Origin of the sequence: Sphingopyxis sp. Geo48 (assembly GCF_949769155.1) — a bacterium.
Taxonomy (GTDB): Bacteria; Pseudomonadota; Alphaproteobacteria; order Sphingomonadales; family Sphingomonadaceae; genus Sphingopyxis.
Window position 1 is genome coordinate 22,701 of record NZ_CATKPA010000004.1, and the last position, 12,985, is coordinate 35,685.

Genomic DNA, 12,985 nt, shown 5'->3' on the forward strand with positions numbered 1-12,985 from the left:
CTTGGGACCAACGATATTTCAGGAGTTCAGATCATGGGTACCAAGGCCATTACCGACGCCAGCTTCCAGAGCGATGTTCTCGACAGCGACACCCCCGTGCTGGTCGATTTCTGGGCCGAATGGTGCGGTCCGTGCAAGATGATCGGCCCCTCGCTCGAGGAAATCGCCGACGAACTGGGCGAAAAGGTCGTGATCGCCAAGATCAATATCGACGAAAACCCCGACGCGCCGAGCAAATATGGCGTGCGCGGTATCCCGACGATGATCCTGTTCAAGAACGGCCAGATCGCCGACACCAAAGTTGGCGCAGCGCCCAAGAGCGCGCTCAAGGGCTGGCTCGAAGGCGCCCTTTGATCGACCATCGGGCCCCGGCCGAGGCCGGGGCTCCTTGTTTCAGGTCAGCGGAATCATGACCTGTTCGGCATAGCCCGGCCGCATTTTCAGCCGCGCGTACCAGTCCTCGACATGGGGTAGTGACGGCCGTTCGATCGCGAGCGAAAAATAAGTATATACATAAACGCCCATCGGAATATCGCCGATTCCGAACGCGGCGCCTGACAGCCACGGCGTGCGCGACAGCGCTTCGTCGAGGATCGCCATCTGCTTCGCCGAGGCCGCCGCCGACGCCGCGATCGCTGCCGCGTTGCGCGCTTCGGGCGTCCGGCGTACGAGATTGAGGAAGGCATCGCGCTGCGCATCGGCATAGCCGGTCTGCCAGTCCATCCATTTATCGCCGACCGCGCGAGCGGCAGGATCGTTCGGCCAGAAGCGTGCCCCGCCGTGCCCCGCGGCCAGATAGCGCAGGATCGCGTTCGACTCCCACAGGGTGACGCCGTCGTCGTCGATCGTCGGGATCAGTGCATTGGGGTTCTTCGCGAGATAGGCGGCATCCATCCCGAACTGACCGCCGACATCGCGGCGCTCGAACGGCAGGCCAAGCTCGACCGCGAACCATGCGACCTTCTTCACATTGTGCGAATTGAGGCGACCCCAGATCGTGAGCATCGCGGCTCAGCTCCGATAGTCGGCGTTGATGCTGATGTATCCGTGGGTCAGGTCGCACGTCCACACGGTCGCACGGCCTTCGCCGAGGCCGAGGTCGGCGCCGACGCGGATGTCCCGTCCTTTCAGGTGCGCCGCAACCGGCGCCTCGTCATAGCCGTCGACGGGCAGGCCATCCTTGGCGACCCAGTGATCGCCGAAGCGGATCGCGAGCTTGTCACGGTCGGCGGGTTCGCCGGCCTTGCCCACCGCCATGACGACGCGGCCCCAATTGGCGTCCTCGCCCGCGATGGCGGTTTTCACGAGCGGCGAATTGGCGATGGCCAGCGCGACCCGTTTGGCGCTGGCGTCGCTGGTCGCGCCGGTAACCTGAATTTCGATGAATTTCGACGCGCCTTCGCCGTCGCGCACGACCTGATGCGCGAGATCGAGGGCGACTTCGCGGATCGCCGCGTAGAGCGCGTCGGCGCCCGGATCGTCGCGGGTCGTCAGCGTGGCATTGCCCGCCCGCCCCGTCGCGAAGAGCAGCACCGTGTCGCTGGTCGAGGTGTCGCTGTCGACGGTGATGCTGTTGAAGCTTCCGCCGGTCGCCTCGCCGAGCATGTCCTGCAACAGCGCGGGCGCGACCGCGGCATCGGTGAAGATATAGCCGAGCATCGTTGCCATGTCGGGCGCGATCATCCCCGATCCCTTGACGATGCCCGCTACGTGGACGGTCGTGCCGCCGACGATCGCGCTCGCTGCCGAACCCTTGGCGAAGGTGTCGGTGGTGCAGATCGTTTCGGCGGCGGCCTCCCACGAGCAGGGCTGGGCGGTGAGCGCGGCTGCAACCCCGGCACGCGCCTTGTCCTTGGGCAGCGGCACACCGATCACGCCGGTCGAACTGACGAAAACTTCGCTGGCGTCGCAGCCGAGATGGCCCGCGACCTGCGCCATGATCTGCTCGACCGCCTCGCGCCCCCGATAGCCGGTGAAGGCGTTGCTGTTGCCCGCGTTGACGATCAGCGCACGGCCCTTGCCACCTTTGACCTGTTCGCGGCCGAGTTCGACTTCGGACGAGCAGCAGACATTGCGCGTGAAGACGCCCGCGACCGTGGTGCCCGCTGCGAGCTCGACATAGGTGAGGTCGCAGCGATCCCAGTTCTTGTACTGCGCGCGCGCGACGCGGCGCGTGACCCCGGCGATGTCGGGGAGGGCGGGGAAGGCGGCGGGAGCGAGCGGTGAGCGGGTGGTCATGGGGATGCGCTTAGCCCTCCCTCGCACAAAGAAAAACCCCTCCCGAGGTGAAGGGGCTTTCGATCCTCCCTGTCGCGAAGCGATGGGGAGGTGGCAGCGCGCAGCGCTGACGGAGGGGCTGATGACACTATCGTTGCCGCCCCTCCACCACCGCTTCGCGGCGGTCCCCCTCCCCATGGCCTTCGGCCACAGGGAGGATCTTTGTCTTACGCCGGAATGCCGCTGATCGACTTCACTTCCATGAAATCCTTGAGGCCGAACACGCCGCCCTCGCGGCCGTTGCCCGACGCCTTGTAGCCGCCGAACGCCGCGCCCGGGCCGGGGCCCCAGGCGTTCACCGCGACCATGCCGGCGCGCAGCTTCGGCGCGACTTCGGCCGCCTTGGCGGGGTCGCCAGAGACGACCGCCGACAGGCCATATTCGGTGTCGTTGGCGATCTCGACCGCTTCGTCCAGCGTGTCATAGGCCATGATCGTCGCGACCGGGCCGAACACCTCTTCCTTCGCGATGCGCATGTCGGGCGTAACGCCCGAGAAGACCGTCGGCTTGATATAATAGCCGCGGTTGACGTTGCTTGGCAGGCCGGTGCCGCCGGTTTCCAGCGTCGCGCCCTCGTCGATCGCCGACTGGATCAGGCCCTGGATCTTGTCGAACTGCGCCTTGTTGACGACGGGGCCGATGTGGCCGCCCTCGCTCATCGGGTCGCCGACCTGCGTCCCGTCGAACATCGCCTTGATCACGCCGACCGCCTCGGCCTCGCGCTCCTTCTGGACCAGGATGCGCGTCGGCGCGATGCAGCTCTGCCCGGTGTTGACGAGCACGCCCTGCACCGTCGGCGGCAGCACGGCTTGCAGGTCGGCGTCGGGCAGGACGATGTTGGGCGATTTGCCACCGAGTTCCTGATGGACGCGCTTGACCGTGTCGGCCGCCGCCTTGGCGACGAGGATGCCGGCGCGGGTCGATCCGGTGAAGCTGACCATTTCGATGCCGGGATGCGCGCTGATCGCGTTGCCGACGGTCGGGCCGTCACCCTGCACCAAGTTGAACACGCCGGCGGGGACGCCCGCGGCTTCGAGGATCTCGGCGAAGATCACCGCGTTACCGGGGCATTCTTCCGATGGCTTCAGGACCATCGTGTTGCCCGCGGCGAGCGCCGGCGCGACCTTGAGCGCGATCTGGTTGAGCGGCCAGTTCCAGGGCGTGATCATGCCGACGACGCCGATCGGCTCGTAGGCGATGACCCCCGCGGCATATTTTTCGGTGAAGCTGAAATCCTTGAGTGCGGCGATCGTGCCGAGGAAGCCGCCGATGCCGGCGCCGACCTGGGCAGTGCTGGCGAAGCTGACGGGGGCGCCCATTTCGCTCGCCATCGACTTGGCGAGATCGGCGCCGCGTTTCTTATATTCCTCGACGATGCGGTTCAGCAGATCGAGGCGTTCCTCGCGCGTCGTCTGCGAGAATGTCTTGAAGGCTTCCTTCGCCGCGGCCACCGCGTCGTCGACGTCGGCGGCGGTGCCGAGTACGACGGTCGAGGCCGTTTCTTCGGTCGCGGGGTTGATGACGTCGTGGAGCTTGCCGCCCTTCGAATCGACCCAGCGGCCGCCGATGTAGTGCTGTTTCAGGTGGGTTTCGGTGTCGCTCATTGTCATTCTCCCAATCGCGGTGAATCCGTCTCGGATTGCTACCTAATCACTGTGGCGGATGAATCAAGAAAAGGCCAACTGCCAATTGCTGCCGTTCAGCGCTTTTCAGCAGAAAGGCGTGAAATCAGGATGGCAGCGCGGGTCGCCTGCCGCGAAATGCTGGGGATATCGACCGCCTCGCCGGGCGCATGGTCGCCGGTGCTGTACGGGCCGAGTCCCGCGAGGCCGTCGACGTCGGCGGCGACGAAGCTGATATCGCCCGCGCCGCGCTTCAACGGATCGAGCGGCGCCATTTCGGCGAGGCCGAGGTCGCGGTTCACGCCGTTGAGCTTTGCGAGCAGGGCCTTGTTACCCTCGGTCGGCGCCATCGGCGGATAGCCGCCGGGGTCGAAGCCGATCTTCGCGTCGGTGCCGGGGGCATGGTCGGCGACGATCGCGGTCATTTTCGCTTTCACGCGCTCGATCTGCTCGGGTGACAGCGCGCGCAGGTCGCCGCGCGCGACCGCGGTTCCGGCGATGATGTTCGTCTTGCCGCTGACGCTCGCGCGAATGCCGCCCGCATCGAGATCGGCCTGCTGTCCGCCGGCGATCAGCCCGACGTTGAAGGTCAGGTTCGGCTCGGGCAGCTCGGTGCGGAAGCGGTGGAGGATGCGCGTCAGCTCGTAGATGGCACCGTCGCCCGCGGCGGCGCTGAAGATGCCCGAACTGTGACTTGCCTTGCCGGTCGCGGTCACAGTCCAGCTGTCCGACGAGCGGCGCGCGACCGATCCCATATCGGCGCCATTGTCCCGCACAAGGCCTTCGAAATCGAGCGCGACGTCGGCGCGCTTGCCCGCGGCGACCAGGTCGGCGCGCGCCTTCTCGATCGGCGTGCCGGAGTCCTCCTCGTCGCCGGTCATGTGGAACTCGATATTCGCGCCCTTGAGCGTGCCTGCCGCCTGCATCGCGCGCAGCGCCGCGACGACGACGACCATCCCGCCCTTGTCGTCGCCCGCGCCCGGGCCTTCGCCCATGTCGCCCTTGCGGACAAATGTCTGGAAGGGTGAGTCGGGTTCGAACACCGTGTCGAGGTGCGCGATCAGCAGCAGGCGCTTGGCCCCCGGTTTGCCGACGTGCGTCGCGATCAGGTGGCCCGCGCGGCCGGTGTCGCGCATGTCCTTCCATTCGACCTTGAAGCCCAGAGGTTCGAGTTCGGCGCGCATCATCGCTCCGACCTTTTCGACGCCTTCCAGATTCTGCGAGCCGCTGTTCTGGTTCACGAGCTTCTCGAGCAACGCGAGGCTGCGGCCTTGCTCGGCCTCGACGGTCTTCGCCATCTTTGCCTCCGCCGGGCTAAGCTTCGCCTGCGCAGCGGGCGCCAAGGCGAGCTGCACGGCGACGAGAACAGTGAAAGGCAATGATTTCATGGGGGACTCCTCTGGACGTCCCCTTGTGGCTGGTACAACGCCCCGCCGCAAGCGGTCAGCCGGGCCGGACCATGAAGATGTCCCCGCCGATGCTGACGATGAAGAGATTGCCCGCGCTGTCCTCGCCGAACGAGGCGATCGAACTGAGCGTTCCGGCATCGGGTGCGAAATCCTCGTTGCGCCGCGCGAGGCGCGATGAGGGAAGTGTTTGACCCGTCACGAAGCTGGAGAAGGGGATAGACCAGATATTTCCCGAGACGAAGTCGGCGAAGACATATTGGCCCTGCAGCGAGGTCACGGGGCCACGATAGACATAGCCGCCGGTGATCGAATTGCCTTGCCGCGGCCCGCTGCCATGACCGTATTCGACGACCGGATCGGTGAGGCCGCCGGGCGGCGTGCCCGAAAAGGTCTGCGTCCCCTCCTTGAAGCGCCAGCCGAAGTTGAGGCCGGGCTGGGTCGTGGTGACCAGGTCGACTTCCTCGACCGCGCCCTGGCCGACATCGCCGATGACGAGCGTCGAGCCGTTGAACGAGGCGCGAAACGGATTGCGGAGGCCATAGGCGTAGACATAGGGATCGCCGCCGCCCGACAGGAACGGGTTGCCCGGTGCGGGAGCATAGCTGCTGCCGTTCGCGCCGACGGTGAAACGCAATATCTTGCCGAGGCGGACGTTGGTGTTTTGCGCATTGTTGCCGGGGTCGCCGCCGCCCCCGCCATCGCCGATGCCGACATAGACGAGGCCGTCGGGGCCGAAGCCGATCCAGCCGCCGTTGTGGTTGTCGGCGCCGGGGTGCGGCACGCTCAGCACTGTATCGTAGCTGGTCGAGCTGTTGGGCTGCCCCAGCGTGTAGCGGCGAACCTGCACCGTGCCGTCGGCGGCGGTCGCGACTGCCAGCAGCCGCTGGGACGTCGCATGATCGGGATAGGCGGCGAGGCCGAGCAGCCCGCGTTCGCCGTTCGTCGAAATGTCGGTGATGTCGAGCACGCGGGTGCGGCTGCCGTTCGCGGGATCGAAGCGATAGACGTCGCCTCCCTTCTCGACGACATAGACATTGGTGCTGCCGGGGATCGGCGCGACATAGAGCGGCTGGCTGAAGCCGGTGCCGACGCGCACCACCGATAGGCCCTCGCGGCTGTTGGTCACCGTGATGTTCACGGGCTGGGTGGCGCTGGCGCTGCCGTCGCTGACGCGGAGCGTCACCGCATAGACATTGTCGCCATTGGCGTCGCCGGGCAGGTCGTAATCGGGCGCGGTGTTGAAGCGCAGCGCCCCCGCCGAGGTGATCGAAAAGAGCGCCGCGTCGGCGCCGCCGTCGATCGTGAAGGTCAGCGGATTGCCGTCGGGGTCGCTCGCGGCGGCCTGATAGACGGCGGTCGTGTTTTCGGTGACGCTGGCGGTTTGCGCCGACGTGAAGCTGGGCGGTGCGTTGTTGGCCGGCGGCGGGGTGCTGCCACCGCCGCTTCCGCCGCCGCAGGAGGCGAGAAGGAGGGGCGCGGTGACGAAAAACAGGCGCGTTCGCATATCAATGCCCTTTGCGATCCGCCCCCGCCGGCAATCTGCCATCGGCGGGCGGGCGTCGCAACCGGCAAAGACGCGCGGCGTTAAGCGGGTTCCTTTACCTCTTCGAAATCGTCGAGCTTGTTCAGCGCATCGCGGCCGAGCGCGTGGAGCTTCAACGTGTTGACCGAAAGCCCCGCGGTGTCGTGGCCGGTCAGCTCATCGATGGTAAAGGACACGCGTGTCTGGCCCGGCGTCAGTTCCTCGAAGGAGAATTTGAGGCCCGCCTGGATCGCGCCGTCGTCGACACTGTAAATGATGTGCGTCTCGCGCGGGATTTCCATCGCGACCGCCAGCTTGACCTTGGTCGCATCGGGACGTTCTTTCGGCGCGATCTGCGCGAAACGGGGATCGCCCTTCTGGACGACCAGTTCATAGAGCCGCGTCGACCCGCCGTTGGTGACGAGCGGGATTCCGTCGAACTGGCTGCCGTCGGTACCGAACATCTTCTTGAACACCTGCTCGCGCGGCGCGGCGACGGTCTTTGTCTGGCTGACGAGCTCGGCCATCCTGCCGCAACTGCCGAGTAGCAGCGCGGCACCGATCAGAAGCAGGTTACGCAACATGAAATTTCCCCCGAAATCCGGGGTCGTCTAGCATTGAGGTTTTACGAAAGGGTCAATGCGAACAGGCGGACAATTGACCCTTTGCTCGCAAAAATAAAAGGGGCGCCCGGTCCCCCCAGACCGGACGCCCCCTACGCGTCGCTGATCGCTGCCGATCAGGCGCTGTAGTACATGTCGAACTCGACCGGGCTCGGGGTCTGTTCGAAGTTGTAAACTTCGGGCCACTTGAGTTCGATATAGGCGTCGATCTGGTCCTTGGTGAACACGTCGCCCTTCAGCAGGAACTCATAGTCGGCAGCGAGGCTGTCGAGCGCTTCGCGAAGCGACCCACAGACGGTCGGGACTTCGGCCAGCTCTTCCGGCGGCAGGTCATAGAGGTTCTTGTCCATCGCGTCGCCGGGGTGGATCTTGTTCTGGATGCCGTCGAGGCCCGCCATCAGCAGCGCCGAATAGCAGAGATAGGGGTTCGCCATCGCGTCGGGGAAACGGAATTCGACGCGCTTTGCCTTGGCGCCCGCGCCGTAGGGAATGCGGCACGAAGCCGAACGGTTGCGCGACGAGTAGGCGAGCAGCACCGGTGCCTCGAAGCCGGGGACGAGCCGCTTGTAGCTGTTCGTCGTCGGGTTGGTGAAAGCGTTGAGCGCCTTGGCGTGCTTGATGACGCCGCCGATGAAATAGAGGCACATGTCGGAAAGGCCGGCGTAGCCGTTGCCCGCGAACAGCGGCTTGCCCTTTTCCCAAATCGAGATGTGCGTGTGCATCCCAGAGCCGTTGTCCTGACGGATCGGCTTCGGCATGAAGGTCGCGGTCTTGCCGTAGGCGTTGGCGACCTGATGCACGACATATTTGTAGATCTGCATACGGTCGGCGGTTTCGGTCAGCTTGCCGAAGGTCAGGCCAAGCTCGTGCTGCGCAGCGGCGACTTCATGGTGGTGCTTGTCGCAGGGCAGGCCCATTTCCAGCATCGTCGAAACCATCTCGGCGCGGATGTCGACGGCGCTGTCGACCGGCGCGACAGGGAAGTAGCCGCCCTTGGCGCGCGGACGGTGACCGAGGTTGCCGCCTTCGTAAGCGCGGCCGGTGTTGGTCGGCAGTTCGATATCGTCGATCTCGAAGCCCGACTTGTTGTAGCCGGTTTCGAAGCGGACATCGTCGAACATGAAGAATTCGGCTTCGGGGCCGACATAGACGGTGTCGCCGATGCCGGTCGAGGCGACATAGGCCTCAGCCCTTTTGGCAGTGGTGCGCGGGTCGCGGGAATAGCCTTCGCCGGTCGACGGCTCGACGATGTCGCAGAACATCACCAGCATCGGAGTCGCCGAGAAGGGATCGTCATAGACGGCGTCGAGATCGGGCTTCAGGATCATGTCCGACTCGTTGATCGCCTTCCAGCCTTCGATCGACGAACCGTCGAACATCAGGCCGTCTTCGAGCGCGTCCTCGTCGATCACGCCGGCGCACATGGTGAGGTGCTGCCACTTGCCTTTCGGGTCGGTGAAACGCAGGTCGACCCATTCGATGTCGTTGTCCTTGATCCGCGCGATGATTTCCTTGGGCTTGGTCGCCATGGTCTGAACTTCCTTCTTGCGATGATGACCGGCTTTGCCGGGTCTTGTTGAACAGGATCGGGGAGCGGGACGGGCCTAGAGCGCGTCCTCGTTGCGTTCGCCGGTGCGGATGCGGAGCGCGGTTTCGACCGGGATCACGAAAATCTTGCCGTCGCCGATACGACCGGTCTGGGCGGCCGCGGCGATCGCTTCGACGACGCGCTCGGCCAGCCCGTCCTCGACGATGACTTCCAGCTTCACCTTGGGCAGGAAGTCGACGACATATTCGGCGCCGCGATAGAGTTCGGTGTGGCCCTTTTGACGGCCGAAGCCCTTTGCCTCGGTCACGGTGATGCCGCTGACTCCGACGTCGTGCAGCGCCTCCTTCACTTCGTCGAGCTTGAACGGCTTGATGATCGCCTCAATCTTCTTCACGCGTCTTGTCCCCCACTGGGCATGTCTGGTGCCTGCAGCCAAAGCCGGATCAGGGCCCGCCTGGTCCGGTTCGCTCCTCCATGAGTCGCCGCAAGGCCCCGTCATCTTGCACCAATCAAGACCCGTGCCAATTGGCGAATCGCAAGCTTTCGGTAAGATTTGTGACAGGAAGTTGCGCCGCTGCCCAAGGGGTGTGCAACGGCGCAACTCTTGTGATCAAAAAATAGGCAAACGCGCCCTCACCGCCCCATCGGCGCCGCCGTGTCGGCCAGATTGGCCTTGGTCCAGTTCGACCGGTCGATGACATAGGCGCGAATCGCCTCGACATCGGCGGGGGTGAGTACCTTGGCGAAGCTGACCATGCCGCGATCCTTGAGCGCACCGCCCAGGATCACGCCCTTCCACGCATCGGCATTGGCGAGGGTGCCGGAGACGCGCAGGTCGGGAGTGAAGCCGTTGCCGATCGCGCTGTCGCCGTGACAGACCATGCAATAGCGCCCGAAATGCGCCTTGCCGGCGGCAATCTGCCCGGGCGTGCCGATCGGCGCGGGCGGGTTCCATGCGAGCGTCGTGGTTGCCGGCGGGGCAGGGAGTTTCGCGGGGCCGCCGATCTTGAGCACGACAAGGCGCGGCAGGTTGGGCACCTTGCGCGTCACCCCACCCGCAACCCCGGCGACGAGCGGGAAGGCGCCGCCCTTGCCCGTCTGGAACGCGACATATTGCACCCCGCCGACGCGGAAGGTCGAGGGCGCGCTGACGATCCCCGATTGCATGTCGAGGTCGAGCAACTGCTTGCCGGTGTCGGCCGCATAGGCGCGAAAGCGCCCGGTACTCGTCCCCTGGAAGACGAGGTTGCCCGCGGTGGTCATCGTACCGCCGTTCCACGCCGCGGGATAATCGACGCCCCACGCGACCTTGCCGGTGCGCGGGTCGAAGGCGACGAGGCGGCCGGTGGTGGCGGCGACCGCGGCCTTGAACGCGGCCTTGTCGTCGGGCAGCAGCGTCTTGTTGAGCGAGGTGCCGACGTTGAAACCCAGCACCTTGCGCCGGTCGAGTTCGTCCATATCGGCAAGATAGCCCTGCGGAATCTGCTGCGCGGGGATATAGACGAGGCCTGTCGCGGGGTTGAAGCTCATCGGATGCCAGTTGTGCGCGCCCAAAGCGCCGGGAATCGCGATGAAGGGTTTGCCGGTCTTGTAAAAGCGCGCCTCGGGCTTCTCGATCGGGCGACCGGTCGTCATGTCGTAGCCGCTCGCCCAGTTGATCCCGTCGACAAAGGGCTTGGCATCGATCAGCTTGCCGTTGGTGCGGTCGATCGTGAAGAAGAAGCCGTTTTTCGGCGCGTGGTACAGCACTTTCGTCGGTTTGCCGTTCACCGCCTGCTCGGCGAGGATGATCGGCTGGGTCGCGGTATAGTCCCACGTCTCCGCCGGGGTTTCCTGATAGTGCCATTTATATTTGCCGGTCGTTGCATCGAGCGCGACGACCGACGAGAGGAACCAATTGTCACCTTCGCCGTTCGAGCGCGTGCCGTGGTTCCACGGATTGCCGTTGCCGACGCCAAGATAGATCTGGTCGAGATCCTTGTCGTAAACGATCGCGTCCCACACGGTGCCGCCGCCGCCCGAGGTCTGCCACTCGCCCTTGTCGGACCAGGTGGCGTTGGCCTTGCTCGCGAAGATATCGTCCGACGCTGCGCCGTCCTTTTCCTTCTTCGGATTGGGCGCGGTGTAGAAGCGCCAGCGTTCCTTGCCGGTATCGGCATCGTACGCGGTGACATAGCCGCGCACCCCGAACTCGGCGCCGCCGTTGCCGATCAGCACCATGTCCTTCACGACGCGCGGGGCGCCGGTGATCGTATAGGGCTTCGAGGTGTCGAAGGTCTGCGTCGACCAGAGCTCCTTGCCGGTCTTGCGGTCGAGCGCGATCAGGCGGCCGTCGAGTGCGCCGACGAACAGCTTGTCGCCCCAGACGGCAACCCCGCGGTTGACCACATCGCAGCAAGCGCTGACCGCGCGCTCGCCGGGCACCTTGGGGTCGAAGCTCCAGAGCTGCTTGCCGGTTGCGGCGTCCCACGCGTCGACCTTCGACCAGGCGTGGCTGACATAAAGCGTGCCGTCGACGACCACAGGGGTCGCCTCCTGCCCGCGCGCGTCGTCGAGGTCGGCGAACCAGGCAATGCCCAGCTGGCCGACATTCTTGTCGTTGATGTCGGTCAGCGGGCTGAAGCGCTGTTCGTCGTAGCTGTAGCCGATGCCGGCCCAATCATCGCCGTTGCCGCCGGTCTTGAGCAGGGCCTCGCTGGCCTTTTCGGCGTCGTCGAGCGAAGCGCCCGAGATACTCTCATTCTTCGATGCGTTGCACGCCGCCAATGCCAGTAGTGCGCCGCCCAGCAGCGCGGCCGAAAAGACCCGTTTCGCCATCCCATTCTCTCCCCACGCCCATGCTTGACGTTAACGTCAAGACTGCGCCCGAAGTATCGGGCACGCAAGCAGGAAAATGGGGGGTGGAGGAGGGGGCTTCCCCCCACCAATAACGCTATCGTCACCCCCGGACCTGATCCGGGGTCCACAAAGGCGATTGCAGAGTCGGAAGTCATGGATCCCGGATCAAGTCCGCGATGACGAACTCGTCGGGATCAGTTCCAAGGCGGCGCGTTCAGGCCCTTCGGACTGGCGGTGAAAATCTCGCACCCGGTGTCGGTGATGCCGATGCTATGTTCGAACTGCGCCGAGAGCGAGCGGTCGCGCGTCACCGCGGTCCAGCCGTCGGGCAGCATCTTCACGGCATATTTCCCGGTGTTGATCATCGGTTCGATCGTGAAGAACATGCCGGGGCGCAGTTCGGGCCCGGTGCCGGGACGGCCCGCGTGGACGACCTCGGGCGCGTCATGGAACATCTGGCCGAGCCCGTGGCCGCAGAAATCGCGGACGACGGAATAGCGATGGCGCTCGGCGTGGCTCTGGATCGCGTGGGCGACGTCGCCCATGCGGTTGCCGGGCTTCGCCTGCTCGATCCCGAGCATCAGGCATTCGTAGGTGACGTCGACAAGACGCTTCGCCTTGATCGGCACGTCGCCGACCAGATACATGCGGCTGGTGTCGCCGTGCCAGCCGTCGATGATCGTCGTGACGTCGATATTGACGATGTCGCCATCGCGCAGCGGCTTGTCGTCGGGGATGCCGTGGCAGACGACATGGTTGATGCTGGTGCAGCAGCTGTGCGTGAAGCCGCGATAGCCCAATGTCGCCGGGATGCCGCCGCCGTCGAGCATCATCGTGCGGACGAGGTCGTCGATCGCGCTGGTGGTCACGCCGGGCTGGACGAAGGGAACGAGCGCGTCGAGGATTTCGGCCGAGAGCCGACCCGCCTTGCGCATTCCGGCAAAGCCAGCCTCGCCGTGCAGCTTGATCGTGCCGTCGCGAACGCGGGCGGGCGCCGATGCTTCGTCGGCGGTTACGGAGACATAGTCGTACATGGGGGTGATATAGTCGCGCTGGCCTCAAAAAGCGAGGGGCGGTAATGAAAGCCCCTCCCGCTTGCGGGAGGGGTTTGGGGAGGGGCTGTGGCGTTACAACCCTCCCCGCTG

General features: G+C 65.3%; 11 protein-coding genes. 1 reads left to right on the forward strand and 10 read right to left on the reverse strand.

What is annotated here, in order from left to right; genetic code table 11:
* Positions 1-33: 33 nt before the first annotated feature.
* Positions 34-354 (forward strand): thioredoxin TrxA, encoded by a 321-nt coding sequence (trxA, locus tag QOL79_RS14165; RefSeq protein ID WP_283420028.1) that lies wholly within the window; start codon positions 34-36, stop codon positions 352-354.
* 39 nt (positions 355-393) lie between these two features.
* Here the strand turns inward: trxA and QOL79_RS14170 are convergent, their stop codons facing one another.
* From QOL79_RS14170 to map, 10 genes are all read right to left on the reverse strand, one after another.
* Positions 394-1,005, reverse strand: a complete 612-nt coding sequence (locus tag QOL79_RS14170; RefSeq protein ID WP_283420029.1) for a glutathione S-transferase family protein — start codon at positions 1,003-1,005, stop codon at positions 394-396.
* Positions 1,006-1,011: 6 nt separating this feature from the next.
* A complete protein-coding gene (gene argJ / locus QOL79_RS14175; protein WP_058455066.1) occupies positions 1,012-2,238 on the reverse strand; it encodes a bifunctional glutamate N-acetyltransferase/amino-acid acetyltransferase ArgJ in 1,227 nt (408 codons plus the stop codon).
* Positions 2,239-2,444: 206 nt separating this feature from the next.
* Entirely contained in the window at positions 2,445-3,881 is a 1,437-nt protein-coding gene (locus QOL79_RS14180) for an aldehyde dehydrogenase family protein (protein ID WP_058455141.1), read from the reverse strand.
* A gap of 95 nt (positions 3,882-3,976) precedes the next feature.
* Positions 3,977-5,287: a M20/M25/M40 family metallo-hydrolase gene (locus QOL79_RS14185; protein WP_283420030.1), complete on the reverse strand. Its 1,311-nt coding sequence runs from the start codon at positions 5,285-5,287 to the stop codon at positions 3,977-3,979.
* A gap of 55 nt (positions 5,288-5,342) precedes the next feature.
* A complete protein-coding gene (locus QOL79_RS14190) occupies positions 5,343-6,812 on the reverse strand; it encodes a PQQ-dependent sugar dehydrogenase (RefSeq protein WP_283420031.1) in 1,470 nt (489 codons plus the stop codon).
* A gap of 80 nt (positions 6,813-6,892) precedes the next feature.
* Positions 6,893-7,414, reverse strand: a complete 522-nt coding sequence (locus QOL79_RS14195) for a hypothetical protein (RefSeq protein WP_283420032.1) — start codon at positions 7,412-7,414, stop codon at positions 6,893-6,895.
* Between the two features lie 155 nt (positions 7,415-7,569).
* Complete coding sequence (glnA, locus tag QOL79_RS14200) at positions 7,570-8,982, reverse strand: type I glutamate--ammonia ligase (protein ID WP_204991810.1); 1,413 nt, start codon at positions 8,980-8,982, stop codon at positions 7,570-7,572.
* Between the two features lie 75 nt (positions 8,983-9,057).
* On the reverse strand, positions 9,058-9,396 hold the full coding sequence (locus QOL79_RS14205) for a P-II family nitrogen regulator (RefSeq protein ID WP_058455071.1): 339 nt from the start codon (positions 9,394-9,396) through the stop codon (positions 9,058-9,060).
* 239 nt (positions 9,397-9,635) lie between these two features.
* Positions 9,636-11,819, reverse strand: a complete 2,184-nt coding sequence (locus tag QOL79_RS14210) for a PQQ-dependent dehydrogenase, methanol/ethanol family (RefSeq protein ID WP_283420033.1) — start codon at positions 11,817-11,819, stop codon at positions 9,636-9,638.
* 215 nt (positions 11,820-12,034) lie between these two features.
* Entirely contained in the window at positions 12,035-12,874 is an 840-nt protein-coding gene (gene map, locus QOL79_RS14215) for a type I methionyl aminopeptidase (protein WP_283420034.1), read from the reverse strand.
* Positions 12,875-12,985 lie beyond the last annotated feature (111 nt).